Genomic DNA, 16,012 nt, shown 5'->3' with positions numbered 1-16,012 from the left:
AATGCCGCATTCAGTCACTCAGAGTGTGTGAATGTCGCATTCGCTCACCTGAACTGGAGCGAATGTGACATCCGGTCACCAGGACCAAGCAAACTCCGCTCGAAAAGTTGTCCACAGGCGCACACTCTGTTGCAGAGCTCGAAGCCCAGAAGCTATACGCGCGGAGCGGGCTCCCTCCGATGGTTCACAACTGGAATGTCTATGCCGACGACGGGAAACTCATCGGATGTTTCGACAACTGGCTGGATCCAGTCGGCTACGTATGGGAAATCGACTCGTTCGAGCATCACAGTTCACCGGCGGCATACGAGAAGACGATGACACGTCGCGCCTCGGCACAGGGCTATGGCCTGGTCGTCGTGTCGCACACTCCGCGGGCCATCCGCACGCAACCAGAGGTCGTCATTGCGGACTTGCAGCGGGCATATCAGCTGGCGCTGCAGCGACCTCGCCCGAACGTTCGAGCGGTCGATCCGAGGCAGATGAGTCACTTGGCGTCGTCGATCCAGATCATCTGGCGGCCGGTCTGACCTGGCGAGGTGATTGGATGGTCGATCACGTGGTCCAGACGGTATCCCAGGCGCCGGGGTACGGCAAAGCTACGTGGATTCGCCGAGTCACAATGGATTTCGACGCGTCCAATACCGTCCAGCGTCAGCGCGATATCGGTCAGCGCTGACACGGTTCGTGTGATGACACCGTGGCCTTCAGCGTCGGTGGTCAGCCAGTAGCCGATCTCGACTGCTCCCGAGCCAGTGCGGCGCAGGCCAGCTTTGCCCAGTACGCCGTCGCTGGTGTCGGTGAGCACATAGTCGTAGACCGATCCCGAGTTCCACTGGACCACGGTGTCGGCGATTCTGGCTCGCTGGGTTCCTGCCGTGCCGGCGTCCGGGACGGCCCACTCCATCCATTCGGACAAGCGTTCGAGGTTCTCCGCGATGGCTTTCGCCACGGCCTCGGCATCAAATTCGCTCTCGCGACGGATGACGACACCGTCCAACTCGATCCGTTCGGGTGGCATGCTCGGCATAGATGAAAGTGTGTACGCGGCGGTGTCTGTAAGCGAACCGATTTCGACGTCCGAGCGGTGTTCCAAGGTGACCGAATGTGACATTGGCTAGTACACATGGTGACCGAATGAGGCCCTCGCACACTCTGAGTGACTGAAGGTGACATTCGGTCAGAAGCGGGTGACCGAAGGTGACATTCGCTCCAGGAACGGGGCGCATAGCAGCGAAACCTACGACGCTCGCCACGACCTCCAGGTCAGTGTGCCGACGATGATGACTGGGCCCGCCGGGCGCTCGGCCGAATACTGCTGGTACTTGGCAACGAGAGCGTCGATGGCAGCTTCGCCCTCGTCGGTGTCGGCGTCGATCACGCGGGCGGATCCGTCGGCGCGCACCCACCAGAGTTTGGTCCAGTCGTCGTCGTAGTTGTCGACGATGAGGCTCACGGCGGGGTCGGCGCGAATGTTTTCGAGACGCTGCAGCTTCCGGGTCGACTTTGGCTTCCAGTCGATGGCACTGACGAGTTCGTCGCCGACGCGTGCGAAGACGATGGGCACCAGGTGTGGTGTGCCGTCGGGATTGATCGTGGAGAGCATGGCGCGGTGGGCGCTGGAGAAGCGGCCGATCTCGTCGTCGATCTTCACGTTGTCGGCCTTCTCGGGTGATGCAGATGGCATTGGTTACGCAGATGCACTGTGCGCGCCGTTCTGGAGGAGGATGTTCTCGAGCTGAGTGGTAGTCATCGGACGACCCAGCAGGTGACCTTGCCCGAAGGTGACTCCGATGTCGACGCAGAAGTCGAGTTGTTCGGCCGTTTCGATGCCCTCGATGACGGTGTCCTTGCCGAGGTCGTGTGTGACTTCCACGACGGCTTTGCACAGGGCGGTCATCGCTCGGCGTCGGTGCAGGTCGCGGCTATCGAGGTGCTGGGTGAGGGATTTGTCGATCTTGAGGATGTCGACCGGGAGGGTGGCGAGGCGTTCGAGCGAGGAGAATCCGGAGCCGAAATCGTCGATGGCCACGAGGCATCCGCGTCGGCGAACGTCCATCAGTTGGTAGTGGACGGCGTCGGTGTCGTGGAGAGATTTGGATTCGGCGAGTTCGAGCACGAGCCGCCCCGGTTCGATGCCCATCCCGTCGATGATGTCGATGACGTCGGTCGCGAGTGTTCCGGCTTTGAAGTGCAGGGGGCTGACGTTGACGCCGACCTGAACATTCAGACAATTGCGCTGCCACGCCGCGATGGTGCTGCCCACCTGACCGAGGATCCAGTTGCTCAGCGGAATGATCAGGTCTGCTTCCTCGGCGAGCGGGATGAAACTGTCCGGTAGGAGTAGACCCAGTTCGGGGTGATTCCACCTGATGAGTGCTTCTGCACCGACGACCGCTCCCGAGGCGAGTTCGACGATCGGTTGGTAGACCATCTCGAGTTCGTGCTCAGCCATCGCGACGCCTCGTAGGCGCTCGACCATCTCGAGCCGTTTGCGGTTGCTGTCTCGCAGGTCGGTGGAGAACACCTGGTGACTGTTGCGGCCGAGCGATTTGGCGGCGTGCATCGCGGTGGTGGCGTCGTGCACCAGTTGGAGTGCTTCGGTGGTTTCGTCGTCGGAGGTGGCGACGCCGACGCTCGCGGTGACGGTGAGGCGCCGATCGTCGACTTCGAAGGCTGGTTCGAGAACGCTGGAGAAACCTGCGGCCAGAGCACGGGCCGCGATGGACGTACAGCCGCGGGCAATGACGACGAACTCGTCGCCGGTGAGTCTGCCGAGTGTGTCGGAGGGGCGCGTGGAGGCGGCGATACGTTCGGCGATGAGCTGGAGCAACTGGTCGCCGTGCGTTGGGCCGAGGGCGTCGTTGAATTCCTTGAATCCGTCGATGTCGACGAGCAGGACGCTGACCTCGTCGTCCAGGTTTCGAGTTGCGAGTTCTCGCTCGAGGAGTGCCTCGATCTCGTCCTTGTTCGGCAAGCCTGTGAGCGGATCGTGACGAACGACCTCCTCGGGCACCGTTCGCGTCACGTTCGTGTGGGTCAGGTAGACGCCACCGCCTTCGGCGAGGCGACTCGCGCGCAACCTGATGCGCGTGGCGGCGACGTCGTAGTCGATCACGTACACCTGCTGCTCGCCTGCGGCGACGGCCTGCAGACCTGCGAGAACAGCTGCGGCAACGCGATCACCGTGCTCAGCGGTTCTGCGGCACCGATCGAAGTAGTTTTCGCCCGGCGACCAGGGTTTGCTTTCCGGGTGGTGCGCCCAGTGCTCGGCCCAGGCGCGGTTGACCAACATGATTGTGCCGGAGTGATCGAGGACGACCGTTCCGGCGGGTACGGCATCAAGCATCGACTGGGCGAGTTCGTCCGTCCATTCGGTGACGGCGGAGTTCGCGGCGGCAGGGTTGGGCGCTGATGGCTCTCGGCTCATGCTCCCCCCCTGTGGCCGTTCGGCCGCGATGAAGAATAACGCGAAAGTATGGTTTTGCGCTATAAACAAGGTTTGCGCCCTGTTTTGCAGATGTTGGGGCGTCAGGACAGTCGAGTGCTGGTGCGAACCTTCAACGACCATTCGGCAGGTGGAATCTCGCGCAGGGAGCCCAGCACCCATCGGGCGGCGTCGTGTCCCTGGTCGTACAGCGACTGGGCGACGGTGGTGAGCCCGGCCGCCTCGGCGACGTCGGAATCGTCCCAACCGGTGACGGCGACACCGCCGCCGATATCGAGTACACCCAGAGCAAGATCGTCGCTCGAGGCGAGGACGGTGTCCACTTCGTAGTCGCGCTGCAGTGCGGTTGCGGCACGGGCACCTTCTGTACGAGCGTTCGTCGGCACGAAGGCCACCGGTATGTCGGCCCAGTCGAAACCGGCGTCGACGACGGCGCGGCGGTAGCCGGCCAGCCGAGCAGATGTGACGGGGAAGGTGGCCGCGGCCGGATCCGGGCCGAGAACGATTTCGCCGACGCGATCGCGATCACGCGGGAAGCTGATCACCGCGGGCCGATGCGCGCCGCGAAGTCCGACGGCGCCGATGGCCTGCGCGGCCTCGAGGTCGTCTATCCCGACCAGCTGGGTGCCTGGGTAGCGCGGCCCACCTTGGATGCAGATCGGCTTGCCGGTGCCGACGGCGATCTCGAGCACCGGGTCGTCGACGGCGGTGGTCCACAGCACGAAGCCGTCGACGTGAGCGTCTCGTACGCGATCGAGGTCGACGCCCTTGCGTGAATTGGGCAGGAGAACGAGTCCGGTATCGGTGTCGAGGCAGGCTTCGGCGATGCCGGACAGGAATGCACGGGCCTGCGCGTTCTCGAACGAGTAGGTGAGCTTTTCGGTCAGTACGACGCCGAGGTTGTTGGTTCTGCCGCTGCGTAGCGATTGTGCGGCCCGGTGCGGGCCGGTGTAGCCGAGGCGGGCGGCGGCGGCGCGCACCCGTTGCTTCGTGGCGTCCGAGACTCGCCTGGGCTGGTTGAAGGTGTACGACACGCTCATGGTAGACACGCCCGCTGCGGCGGCGACATCGGCCATCGTCGGGCGGGTGCTCATGGGGCAACCCTAGCGGCTTGGCGTGTGGTGTGTAACGATACACAACGTGCCTCGACTCAACACGATCCGACTTCTCGTACTCGCGGCCGCCGCGTTCGTCTACGTCACCGCAGAGACGTTGCCGATCGGCCTGCTGCCGGAGATCTCGGCCGATATGGGCGTCAGCGAGTCGAGCGTCGGTCTGCTGCTGACCTTCTACGCGTACGGTGTCGCCGCGATGACGCTGCCACTGATCGCCTTCGTACGTCGATGGCCACGCCGGCGCGTCGTGGTGGTGACGGTGGCCGCGCTCGCCCTTTCGCAACTGGTGTCCGCAGTCGCCGTCGGATACCCGATGCTCGTGCTCGCACGAATGATCTGTGCCGCAACACACGGAGTCTTCTGGGCAGTGGTCGCGCCGGTGGCGGCATCCCTCGCCGCCCCGGGAAAGAAAGGTAGAGCCATCGCCATGGTGTACGCCGGTACGTCACTGGCGCTGGTGGCCGGAAACCCACTGTCCGCGGCGCTGGGGCAGTGGCTCGGATGGCGAACGGCCGCGGCGTCCATCGGCGTCGTTTCGGCTCTCATCGCGTTGACGCTGTACCTCGTCTTACCCGTCATGACGGCGCCAGCTCGGGCTCGAACCGGGGCCTCGGTGCGCGGAGGGACTCCGGTGCTCGACCGATCGCTCGTGATGATCTGTATCGCAACGTTTCTCGCTGTGCTCGGCCACTTCATCGCGTACACCTACTTCTCGCTGCTCGTCGATCGCGGCGTGGGTTCGATCGGCACGACGCTGACCCTCATGCTGCTGATCTACGGGCTGTGCGGCGTGGCGGGTATCTGGATAGTGGGCAAGACATTCGACCGCTGGCCACGCCGATCCACCATCGGCGCACTGACCGCTGTGACAGTCGCACTCGCAGTGTTGTGGACGACACTGCAGTCGGCGCCGGGATCGCTGGCAGTGGTGGCGGTGCTGGCTATCGGCCTGTGGGGTCTGGCGTTCACCACCGTGCCAGTCTGCCTGCAATCCTCGGTCCTGAACACCCCTCGCGCCGACCCCGACCGTGCGTCGGCGTTCTATGTGGTCGCCTTTCAGTTGGCCATCGCCACCGGCGCCTTGATCGGCGGGGTGATCATCGATCGCAGCAGCATCGCAGTCGTCACCGCGACCTCCGCCCTACTGGTCGCGGCGGCACTGCTGACGGTCGTGCTCGCGCGCACGTCGTTCCCGGTCCGTCGGCGAGTCGAGCTGGTCGGGGTGTCCGGGTGACGCCGGGTGGCGCCGGGTGACCGAATGACGCCCTCGCACACTCAGAGTGACCCACGGTGACATTCGCTCACCTCAGCGGCGAACAAGCGGTGCACAGCCGACGAGAGAATGCCGATACCGTCGGTGGACAACACGGACTCCGGGTGGAACTGGACCGACTCGAATCCGTTGCCGCGCAGCGCATTGATGTCGGATCCGTCGGCCGAAACCAGCACTCCCGGCCTGGGCCCGCCTCGCGCGACGAAGGTGTTGTAGAAGCCCACCGTGCAGCGCTGACCGAACACCTCGGCCTCCTTCTGCACTCCCTGTTGCGGGCGGTCCAGTGCCATCACGTCGAACCCCAGAATGCCGGCGAGCACCTGATGACTCAGACACACCGCGAGCAGCGGCAACCCCGTCGAAAGCCGTTCGCGTACTGCTGTTTCTGCTCGACGGATGCGCGGGTCGCTACTGCTCCGCGGATCGCCCGGACCCGGACCGCAAACCAGTAGATCCGCCTCGGTTCCGGTGAAGTCTTCCCAGCGCACTATCGACACCTCCATGCCGAGGTGCCGAAGTTGGTGCGCCAGCATCGCCGTCCACTGATCCTCGAAGTCGACGACCGTCGCAGTTCTCCCCAGGAGACCGGGAAACACCAGCAGGGGTTGCTCGTCCAACCAGAACGACGCCAGCTTCTCGTTGCGGCGTCGCAACGCCTCGGCCACACCGGGATAGCTGTCCAGCCGCACGGCGTCGACGGCCCGCGGACGGGGTGCTTCGATACCCAGCGCTGCGAGCACACCACCGAGTTTCGATCGTGTCTCCGCAACCTCGTGCTCCGGTACCGAGTTGCGCACCAACGTCGCCCCCGCCGAGATCTTCAGCTCGCCGGACGGAGATATCTCGCAGGTGCGGATCAGAATGGGTGCATCCACCGTGCTGACGCCGTCGGACGTCTCGAAGAGCGCGAGAACTCCCGAGTAGTAACCGCGCCCGGACTTCTCGTACCGCTCGATGACGCGGGCAGCGTTCTCGATGGGTGATCCGGTGACGGTGGGAGCGAACATCGTCTCGCGCAGAATCTCGCGTGGGTCGAGGGCGGAGTCGCCGACGAGTTCGTACTCGGTGTGGGTGAGGTGCCCCATTTGCTTGAGCCTCGGCCCGATGACTCGTCCGCCTGCGGCGCAGATCCGGCTCATCATCTTGAGCTCCTCGTCGACCACCATGAACAGTTCGGCGCTTTCCTTCGCGTCGCCGAGGAAGTCGAGAACACCGGTGCCCGACGGGCCCTCGACGGGGTGGCGATAGGTGCCGCTGATGGGGTTCATCACAGCCGACGTGCCGTCGAAACTCACGTGACGCTCCGGCGTCGCACCGACGAGCGTGACCGATGGCGTGTGGACGAAGAACGTCCAGTAGGAGCCGGATTCACCGAGGAGCAGCCTGCGGAAGATCTCGAGACCGGCCCCGAGACCAGCCTCGAGGTTCGCGCGGAAATCTCGGCGGAGAACAAAGTTCGCACCGGCTCCGGTGCCGATCTCCTCGCGCAGCACCCGCGAGACAGCCGTCGCGTACTCGTCGTCCTCGGGAAAGAACCGGCCACCCGACAGCTCCAGGTCGGCCGCCGTCAACACCGCCAATACGTCGTCGATGCTCACTCGCGCGCGCTCCCGAACCCGTAGGCAGTGGAGCCGCGCGTCGTCGTCGTGGCACACGAACCCGCGTTCCTGGATCTGCCGATACGGCACCAGCGCGAGAACATCGGGGCCCTCGGTGTCCAGGCGCAGGGGGATGTCGGCGAGCGTGTCGACGGTGACGACATCGCCAACGAGTACGTCGACCCCGCGCTCGCGGGAGACGATCGCGAAGGGCTCGGCCCCGGCGATGGCCCTGCTCAACAATTCGTGCATCGGAAAACCTCTCGGATCGAAAAAGCCCCGAGGTGGTCCGGACATGAAAAATGGCCACCTCGAAGGGCGGCCACGGGTACTGCTACGCGAAAGTGTGGGCGCCTAGGAGCGCCACCACCATGATCCTGCTGTGGACGAGTTCGCGTACATGTCGAGTCACTCTACACACTGCCGGCGGCTTCGCCGCATGTGCGCGGAAATACGTGTCCCACTATGTATTTCCGCGCACATGCGTGTTTACGCGTCTTTTGCCCGGCGGCGCTGCTCCTCGGCGCGCGCTCGGCACTGCCGGAGGAACTCCTCGTCGGCCGCGGGATCGGTCGCGACGGCTCGACCCGGCTTCGCGTCGTACTCGGGGAACGCGGACCTCTCCCGACGACCACCCCCGGCGCCACCCCAGATGCCACCGTCGACGGGCCGTCCCGCGAGCAGCCACGCGATCGACCCCGCGAGCGGAAGAACACCACCAGCAACAACCACACCATCTTCGGTAGGTGACGGATCCCGCCCTCGTCCGCAGTGATGACGTCGATCAAGCAGAACACCCACAGCAACATGATGAGCAAGCCGAGATAAGGCACTCCGCGGTCCTCCCGTATGGACTGGCCCCTATTGAAGACCAGTCGGTCCTTTGCGTGGAGAACCATACAGTGAAGATCCGTACCGCGGGGGCCCGCGCGCGAGCTAGCCCAAACGGACCAGGACGCGCTCGATCGCGTCTATCCCGTGCCCCAGCTCCGCCTCGCCGATCGTCAGGGCAGGCCTGAACCGGATGGACCGATTTCCGCAACCCAGCGCCAGCACGTGCTCGGTGACGCGGAGTTCATCGAGGACGCGGTCGCGCGTGGTGGCGTCGGGAAGGGTGAAAGCGCACATGAGCCCGCGCCCACGCACCTCCGTGATGATCTCGTGGCGGGAGGCGAGCTCGTGCAGCCGCGCGAGTAGTCCGCGGCCGAGCGTCGCAGCCCGTTCGACCAGCCCGTCGGACTCGATGACCTCGAGAATCCGACGCGAGCGCACCATGTCGGTGAGGTTCCCGCCCCAGGTGGAGTTCAGGCGCGAGGACACCGTGAACACGTTGTCGGCGACCTCGTCGACGCGCCCACCGGCCATGAGGCCGCAGACCTGGACTTTCTTGCCGAAGGCGACCACATCCGGTTCGATACCCAGCTGTTGGTAGGCCCAGGCGGTTCCGGTCATACCGGCACCGGTCTGCACCTCGTCGACGACGAACAGGGCGTCGAACTCGTGGCACAGCGCCTGCAACTGCTGCAGAAACTGTGGACGGAAATGGTTGTCTCCACCTTCGCCCTGGATGGGCTCGATAATGGCGCAGGCGATGTCGTGCGGGTTGGCTTCGAACGCAAGGCGGGCCGCTGCCAGCGCGCCGGCCTCGAGGGCGTCCATGTCGGCGCCGTCACGAATGTACGGCGACGGGATACGCGGCCATTCGAACTTGGGGAACCGAGCGACCTTGACGGGATCGGTGTTGGTCAGCGACATCGTGTAGCCGGAGCGGCCATGGAAGGCGTGCTCGAAGTGCAGCACCTGGGTGCCGAGCGACTGGTCGATCCCGTGCGCTTCGTTCCAGCGACTCTTCCAGTCGAACGCTACCTTGAGGGCGTTCTCGACGGCCAGCGCCCCACCGTCGACGAAGAACAGGTGGGGGAGGCGGGTGTCGCCGAAAACGCGCGCGAACGTTTCGACGAACCGCGCCATCGCGACGGTGTAGATGTCGGAGTTGCTGGGTTTGTTCATCGCCGCTGCGAGCAGGTCGGCCCGGAACTGAGCATTCTCGGCCAGTGCGGGGTGGTTCATGCCCAGTGCGTTCGAGGCGAAGAACGTGAACAGATCGAGGTACTCGGTGCCGTCGCGGGCATCGACGAGGGTTGATCCGCGGGACGCCTCGAGGTCGAGCACCATCTCGAAACCGTCGGCGAGCATGTGACGGCCGATGGTGGTGTGTACCTGTCCAGCAGCATCAGCAGATGAAGACCGGTGCAATACTTGCGTCATGAAGGCCAATCTACGCGATAAAAGATTGCAACAAGGCTTCCAAACAGTAAAAAATCCGGCACGACGAGGCGTGAGCTAGATTGATGCTGCCCGCGTCCTCACCGGAAAGGTGCATCAAGACATGTCTTCTCCCGTCACACACGATGAACTGAGCGTCAGAACGCGAGCAATCCTGGGCCGCCTCGGTGTCACGGCCGATCTGGATGTGCCGCAGGCGCAGTTGCCGATCGTGGCGCGCTCACCTATCACCGGCGGAAATCTTGCGTCGCTGACGGCGGCCGGTGTCTCCGACGTGGACTCGGTCATCGCCGACGCCGCTACGGCCTTCACTCAGTGGTCGGCCGTTCCAGCCCCGGTTCGCGGCGGATTGGTCCGCGAACTCGGCGAATTGCTGCGCGAGTACAAGGACGATCTCGGCGCACTCGTCTCCATCGAAGCAGGAAAAATCGTGTCCGAGGGCCTCGGTGAGGTCCAGGAGATGATCGACATCTGCGACTTCGGCGTCGGACTCTCACGTCAGCTCTACGGCAACACTATCGCCACCGAGCGAGTCGGCCACCGGATGATGGAGCAGTGGCATCCACTGGGCGTCGTAGGCGTCATCACTGCCTTCAACTTCCCGGTTGCCGTGTGGTCGTGGAACACGGTGCTCGCCCTCGTCGCCGGTGACACCGTCATCTGGAAGCCGTCGGAGAAGACTCCGTTGACAGCACTCGGCGTCCAGGCGCTCTTCGAACGCGCCGCCGAGAAAGCGGGAGTCGACCCGAAGGTAGCCCAGCTGGTCATCGGTGACCGCGTCGCTGGTGAAGCCCTCGTCGACGATCCGCGAGTGGCGCTGCTGTCCGCGACGGGATCCACCAGGATGGGGCGTGCCGTTGCCCCGCGGGTCGCGGCGAGGTTCGGGCGGGTGCTGCTCGAGCTCGGCGGCAACAACGCGGCCATCGTGACTCCGTCCGCGGATCTGGATCTGACCACCCGGGGCATCGTGTTCTCCGCGGCGGGCACAGCTGGGCAGCGGTGCACCTCGCTGCGCCGGGTCATCGTGCACTCGTCGGTGGCCGAGGAGCTGGTGGACCGTGTCGCGCGGGCCTACGAATCGCTGTCCATCGGGTCCCCGTTGGATGCAGACACCCTCGTCGGGCCGCTGATCGACGCGCCCGCGTTCACGGGTTTCCAGAAGGCTCTCGACGCTGCCGCAGCCGACGGCGGCGTTGTGCGAGCCGGAGGATCACGTGTCGACCTGTTCGGTGAGTACGCCTACTACGTGCAACCGACCGTCGTCACGATGCCCGCGCAAACCGAGATCGTGCGGCACGAGACGTTTGCACCGATCCTGTACGTGCTCACCTACGAGACCCTCGACGAGGCCATCGCCCTGCACAACGATGTGCCGCAAGGACTGTCGTCGTCCATCTTCACCACCGATCTGCGCGAGGCGGAGCGATTCCTGTCGGCAGCCGGTTCGGACTGCGGCATCGCCAACGTCAACATCGGACCGTCCGGCGCCGAGATCGGCGGCGCCTTCGGCGGTGAGAAGGAAACCGGTGGCGGACGCGAGTCCGGATCGGACGCCTGGAAGTCCTACATGCGCCGGGCGACGAATACCGTCAACTACTCCAACGACCTCCCACTCGCGCAGGGGGTTCGCTTCACCTGAGCCGTCACCTCATCAGCCCGTCGACCAGGGCGTCGATGATGTCGTCGGTGGAAGTCGTCGGGTCGATCGGGTAGGTGAGTCGGTCGAAGAGAAGCCCGTCGATTGCGTAGTGGAACAGCGCCACCTCTCGCGCACCGCCGGGAAGTCCTGCCGCGAGGTTGAACTCGACGTCGCTGTCGAAGTTGGACCGCTGCCAGTTGCCGAGAACCTCCCTGACCTCAGGGCGTCGTGACGCCTCGAGTCGCAACTCGAACAGCGCCAACGTCACGTCGGGGTTACCCAACAGGCGCGCGACGATGTCGCGGATGTAGGCGGCAAACAACTCGGGTCCGGGCGGCTGCGCGGCGAGGGGTCTGTGAACGCTGGGGTCGGGCGCGAGACGCTCGCCGATGCGGTCGACAAGCCCGGAGACGACGTCGTTGCGCGAGCGAAAGTAGTTGGAGGCCGTGCCCTTCGGGACACCGGCTTCATCGTCGATCGCTCGATGAGTCAGACCTCGTGCGCCCTCTCGCGCGAGGATCCGCAGACCGGCGTCCGCCAGTTCGGACCGGCGTTGCCGATTGCGTGCCATGAGAAAAGGCTAGCGCAAGCACGACAGCTGTCGTAGTCTCCAGTAACCACTACAAGCGTCGTGAATGGAGTCGCTCATGCGTGAACTGGTCTACTACGTCGCAGTCAGCCTCGACGGCTACATCGCCGCTCCCGATGACTCGTTCGACGCGTTCCCGATGGAGGGTGATCACATCGACATGATCATCCGTGACTACCGGGACACGCTGCCGAGCGCCGCGCTCGACGCACTGGGGCTGACACCGGACCTCACCAGGTTCGACACCGTTCTGATGGGATGGAACACCTACGCGGTGGGCGTCCCTCATCCCCCGAACGGCCCCTACGCACACCTGAAGCAGTATGTGTTCTCCCATCGTGACATCGAGGTCGAACCCGCCGTCACGCTGACGGATTCGGATCCAGTCGAAGTCGTCAAGAAGCTGAAGCAAGAGAACGGTTCCAGCATATGGCTGGCCGGAGGCGGAGTACTCGCGTCATCGCTGATCGACGAGATCGACAGGCTGATCCTGAAGGTGAACCCGCTACTGATGGGTTCGGGCAAACGAATCTTCGCCGAGCGTGACTACGCGCCACTCGCCTCGTCACTCGTTGCGAGTACGTCGTTCGCATCGGGTGTTGTCGTCAACGAGTACACCCTGCGCTAGCTCACTCGACCGGGACGGCGCGGGCACGTAGCTGGTCCATGACGGTCGACGGTGGCCAGGCGCGTACCCGGAATCGAGCAGGATCGAGATCGCCGACGGGGGTGAGGCCGGTCAGCGCCTCGACGTCGGCGAACTGTACGAAGAACGGGTGTGCACCCTCCTGGCAGAACGCGACCAGGTCGGTGAGCGGCATCGTGGCGTCGGTGTTGTCGGCCCAGATCGTGACGGTTCGCGGTCCGAAGGGTGTTGCTTTGACGGTCACCTTCCCCACCTCCGACCGGATTCCGTCGAGTTCGTACTGACGGGTCAGCCAACTTCCCTGCGCCGCATACTCTCCCGTGATGTGGATGCAGCGGGCTCGTGCCCCGCCGACGTCCTCCGGGTGGATCTGATCGAACGTGACGACGGTGTCGTTTTCGTCGACGGTGTATGCCTGTGGCGACAACGCGCGGGAGGTGTGCACGTAGCGTTCCTCGGCCCTTCGGAAGTGTTCACCGAGCAGGGCTGGGTCATCGCTCGGTACGACCACGATGGTGTCCACGTCGGGCGCGAACGCGACGGGCGGGCAGCCGAAGCGCCCGCGGTGAGATGCGAGCCAGCCCGGATCGAGAAGCCACGACGTGAAGTATCGCGTGTCGTGCGGACGGTCGTCGACGAGACGTTGGACGGCTCGACCCTTCGTCGGGTCGGCGTGCTGCGTGAGGGCGGCGAGGTTGGAGCGCGCCGCCGCGAACACGGTGGCGGGGTCGATGCCCCACTTCTCGGTGGTGGCCAAGGACACGACCGTGCGATGGGCGGGCATGTCGACCACCACGAGTTCGTCGATGAGCGGAAAAACTCTGCGTGAAAGCAGCAGCGCCGACGGAGACCCGAGGGTATACGTGGACGGCTTCAGCACGGGTCTCAATCTCGGAAGGGCGTGGTTCCAGTCGACGGGCCAGTCCATCGACGACATGGTGGTCGACACGAAGTGTGCGACGTGCGCTTCACGGGCGAGCTCGGAGGTGCCCGACGCCTCGTCTGCGAATGTGTCTTGGAACAGTGCATCGAGGTGCAGAATCGAATTGCCGTCGTATCGAACTGCGAATGCCTCGGTATCGAGGCGCGGCTCGGTACCGCCCTCGGCGCGCACGCGCTCGATGACCAGGCGCGCGAGGCGCTCCTTCGAATCTTCGTTTCCCCCCACCCCGAGGATGGTAAGGGATCAGGCGGGGTGTGCGTAGCCCTTACGGCGCCTCTGCGCTACTCAGGTTGGTTCGGGTCCGGGTCGTCCGGGCTCGGATACAGGTATTCGTGTGGGTGGTGATGGTGGTTGATCAGGCCGCGACGGTTCGGGTCGACGGCCGCCGGTGGGTGCCATTGCGTCCGCCCCGGATGCCGATGTTCGGGCCCGGTCGTGGTGGTGGCCCAGTCGTTGGGGCCGTCCCCGACGAGTGGGTGGTGCACATCGCAGCCGAAGGTGAGCGAGTCGACATCGGTCGGCCCGCCGAGCGCCCATTCGGTGATGTGATGGACCTGGCTCCACGTGGCCGGACGCGTGCACGCTGGGAATGTGCAGCCCCGGTCGCGGGACATCAGGACGATCCGCTGATCAGCGGACGCAATTCGTTTGGAGCGCCCCAGGTAGAGCGCTCGCCCGTCATCGTCGAATATCGCGAGGTACTGATGAGCATGTGAGGCCATGCGGATGGCGTCGCGGATGCTGACCAGCGAACCGGTGCCGGTCACCGCGTGTCCGCACCCCTGCTGCAGCTCTCTGGCCGTCATGCTGATCACCGCAGTCACCGGTAGGCCACGATGAGTGCCCAGCGAACCGGAGGCAAGCATCTGACGTAGGACCGCCTTGACGGCATCGTGATTGCGCTGACCCTGCGAGCGCAGATCACGACCGGCGCGCGCCTGCTGCTGCCCTGCCTCTGCCGTGTCAGTGCCGCCGCCCGAGCCGCCACCCGTGCCGTTGCCGGTGCGCTCTGTCTCGTCCGGGGACTGATTCTGGGGCGCGGGGAGGTTGTCGTCGACGACGGGCTTCGTCTCCTCGGGGTTGCAGTTACCGGGTTTGGCGAGCTTGGCGAGGATGGGCTCGAGGTACGCCCGGAACTCCGCGTCGATGAGGAAGTTGCCCTTGCTCAACCCGTCGACACCTTGTTTGCCGAGCCTGAAGAAGCACTTGCTCGCCGGGTTCTTGTCGTTCTTCAGCTCGCCGTCCTCGTCGAGGAGCGCGTGCAGGCGCGCCGCAGCGACGCGGAGTTGCTCGGGCAGGACCTTTCTGGCGAGGTTGCCGAGCAGGTTCTCGGATTTGACCTTGGATTCGTGATCCACCTCTGCGGGCAGATGGCGGAAGAACTCATCGATCACATTCACGTGCGCCGCGTCGATGGTGCCGGCAGTGTGGGCTGCCGCAGTGGTCGGATACTCCGGCTCCAACGTCTCACCGGTCATGGCCCGGCGGGGTGCCATGCGCTGAGCGATCTTGATGCGCTTGCCGGCCACGCCGGGGTCGACGAGCAGCAGCCCTGCCAGGCGTGAGGCATTGGTCCGCTCGGGCAGCACCGCCAAACCGTCGCTCTCGATCAATTCCGTCAACCACGTGTGCGAGGTGCCGTGCATCGCGCGCGTCAGTGTTTCCATTCGGACCATCAGCGCTCGGTGATCGGCGTCGTCGAGGCTGCTCGTCTCGACAGCGGCCACGGCCGCCCAAGCCTTTTCGAGTACCTCAATTGCCTCGCGCAGGCTCGGGTTCGAGATCGCCAGCACACCACGTGTGCCAGACCCCGCCGCGCCATTGGTCTCACCAGTGTCACTGGTGAGACCCGCGGCGCGCTCCCCGATAAGCATGAAACCAAGATAGACCCACCCACCGACAAGTTTCGAACACCAGTTCGATCAGCCGATAGATGCGGCAATCGCGCCGATCACGCCGTCGAACTGGTGGCCTCCGGTCGGATATTCGCGCACGAGAGCCGATGGGAGCCGCGATGATCCGAGCGCCAGGTGCGCAAACGGCACCACGGCGTCGTCCCGGCAGTGATGCAGAGTCAGTGCGGCGTCCGGTTCGGGCCCGTGGAATGCATACTCCGCCACGTCCCACCCGTCGGGACTCCAGTCCGGCATTGCCAACAACACTGCTGCCGTCGGCGTTGTACCGCCCTCCGACAGCACGCGCAGCAGAATCGATGCCCCAAAGGAGTGCGCGATCACATGGTCGTCCGGACCCAACTCGGCGAGACGGGAGCGCATCGGTGCGGCCCATGCCTCGAAAGACATGTCCTCGTCGGAGAAGTGCGGCATGTCGACCCTCGCGCCGAGCTCGGCACCGAGCCCGGCTGCCAGGGAGCGATCCTCCTCATAGCCCCCGGCGCCGTGGAAGAACAACAGCATTCCCGCATCCTTTCTCTTTTGCCGAGATCGAAGTTACGTTGCGAATTCGAGCTGAATC

At 64.8% G+C, this 16,012-nt stretch carries 14 protein-coding genes and 1 pseudogene; 4 read left to right on the top strand and 11 right to left on the bottom strand.

Annotated elements, in window-relative coordinates:
- The first annotated feature begins 179 nt into the window (after nt 1–179).
- Nucleotides 180–530 carry a hypothetical protein gene (locus KVY23_RS06760; protein ID WP_230555816.1) on the top strand — a complete coding sequence of 117 codons (351 nt, stop codon included), beginning with the start codon at nt 180–182 and terminating at the stop codon, nt 528–530.
- Here the strand turns inward: KVY23_RS06760 and KVY23_RS06755 are convergent.
- The 4 genes from KVY23_RS06755 to KVY23_RS06740 form a co-directional block, all read right to left on the bottom strand.
- Nucleotides 488–1,030 (bottom strand): GNAT family N-acetyltransferase, encoded by a 543-nt coding sequence (locus tag KVY23_RS06755; protein ID WP_230555815.1) that lies wholly within the window; start codon nt 1,028–1,030, stop codon nt 488–490. The two genes, KVY23_RS06760 and KVY23_RS06755, sit on opposite strands and share 43 nt — an antisense overlap.
- Nucleotides 1,031–1,240: 210 nt before the next feature.
- Nucleotides 1,241–1,654: a TIGR03668 family PPOX class F420-dependent oxidoreductase gene (locus KVY23_RS06750; RefSeq protein ID WP_230555814.1), complete on the bottom strand. Its 414-nt coding sequence runs from the start codon at nt 1,652–1,654 to the stop codon at nt 1,241–1,243.
- Nucleotides 1,655–1,690: 36 nt separating this feature from the next.
- Complete coding sequence (locus KVY23_RS06745) at nt 1,691–3,430, bottom strand: bifunctional diguanylate cyclase/phosphodiesterase (RefSeq protein ID WP_230555813.1); 1,740 nt, start codon at nt 3,428–3,430, stop codon at nt 1,691–1,693.
- Between the two features lie 101 nt (nt 3,431–3,531).
- Nucleotides 3,532–4,542, bottom strand: coding sequence for a LacI family DNA-binding transcriptional regulator (locus tag KVY23_RS06740; RefSeq protein WP_230555812.1), 1,011 nt, complete (start codon nt 4,540–4,542; stop codon nt 3,532–3,534).
- A 46-nt stretch (nt 4,543–4,588) separates the two neighbouring features.
- On the opposite strand from KVY23_RS06740, the gene KVY23_RS06735 reads away from it, so the two are divergent.
- Complete coding sequence (locus KVY23_RS06735) at nt 4,589–5,797, top strand: MFS transporter (RefSeq protein ID WP_206508850.1); 1,209 nt, start codon at nt 4,589–4,591, stop codon at nt 5,795–5,797.
- Between the two features lie 41 nt (nt 5,798–5,838).
- Here the strand turns inward: KVY23_RS06735 and KVY23_RS06730 are convergent, their stop codons facing one another.
- The 3 genes and pseudogenes from KVY23_RS06730 to lat all read right to left on the bottom strand — a co-directional run bounded on the left by KVY23_RS06730 (nt 5,839) and on the right by lat (nt 9,702).
- Nucleotides 5,839–7,686, bottom strand: a complete 1,848-nt coding sequence (locus KVY23_RS06730) for an anthranilate synthase family protein (RefSeq protein WP_230555811.1) — start codon at nt 7,684–7,686, stop codon at nt 5,839–5,841.
- Nucleotides 7,687–7,923: 237 nt separating this feature from the next.
- Nucleotides 7,924–8,267, bottom strand: a pseudogene (locus KVY23_RS06725) (PLD nuclease N-terminal domain-containing protein).
- A 103-nt stretch (nt 8,268–8,370) separates the two neighbouring features.
- Complete coding sequence (lat, locus tag KVY23_RS06720) at nt 8,371–9,702, bottom strand: L-lysine 6-transaminase (protein WP_206508852.1); 1,332 nt, start codon at nt 9,700–9,702, stop codon at nt 8,371–8,373.
- Between the two features lie 121 nt (nt 9,703–9,823).
- On the opposite strand from lat, the gene KVY23_RS06715 reads away from it, so the two are divergent.
- Nucleotides 9,824–11,359: an aldehyde dehydrogenase family protein gene (locus tag KVY23_RS06715; RefSeq protein WP_230555810.1), complete on the top strand. Its 1,536-nt coding sequence runs from the start codon at nt 9,824–9,826 to the stop codon at nt 11,357–11,359.
- 4 nt (nt 11,360–11,363) lie between these two features.
- On the opposite strand, the gene KVY23_RS06710 is transcribed toward KVY23_RS06715, so the two are convergent.
- The gene (locus tag KVY23_RS06710) at nt 11,364–11,930 is read right to left on the bottom strand and encodes a TetR/AcrR family transcriptional regulator (RefSeq protein WP_230555809.1); all 567 of its coding nucleotides are present in this window, start codon (nt 11,928–11,930) and stop codon (nt 11,364–11,366) included.
- 76 nt (nt 11,931–12,006) lie between these two features.
- On the opposite strand from KVY23_RS06710, the gene KVY23_RS06705 reads away from it, so the two are divergent.
- Nucleotides 12,007–12,576, top strand: coding sequence for a dihydrofolate reductase family protein (locus KVY23_RS06705; RefSeq protein ID WP_230555808.1), 570 nt, complete (start codon nt 12,007–12,009; stop codon nt 12,574–12,576).
- A gap of 1 nt (nt 12,577) precedes the next feature.
- Here KVY23_RS06705 and KVY23_RS06700 read toward each other — a convergent pair whose 3' ends face one another.
- The 3 genes from KVY23_RS06700 to KVY23_RS06690 are packed head-to-tail and all read right to left on the bottom strand — an operon-like array spanning nt 12,578 to nt 15,954.
- Nucleotides 12,578–13,762, bottom strand: a complete 1,185-nt coding sequence (locus tag KVY23_RS06700) for a hypothetical protein (RefSeq protein WP_230555807.1) — start codon at nt 13,760–13,762, stop codon at nt 12,578–12,580.
- 56 nt (nt 13,763–13,818) lie between these two features.
- A complete protein-coding gene (locus tag KVY23_RS06695; RefSeq protein ID WP_230555806.1) occupies nt 13,819–15,411 on the bottom strand; it encodes an HNH endonuclease signature motif containing protein in 1,593 nt (530 codons plus the stop codon).
- A 48-nt stretch (nt 15,412–15,459) separates the two neighbouring features.
- Complete coding sequence (locus KVY23_RS06690; RefSeq protein ID WP_230555805.1) at nt 15,460–15,954, bottom strand: alpha/beta fold hydrolase; 495 nt, start codon at nt 15,952–15,954, stop codon at nt 15,460–15,462.
- Nucleotides 15,955–16,012: the final 58 nt, after the last annotated feature.

The sequence above is a fragment of the Rhodococcus sp. I2R genome (assembly GCF_020889545.1).
Classification (GTDB): Bacteria; Actinomycetota; Actinomycetes; order Mycobacteriales; family Mycobacteriaceae; genus Rhodococcoides.
The sequence above is the reverse complement of the archived record's forward strand: the minus strand, read 5'-3'. Positions and strand labels throughout refer to the sequence as shown.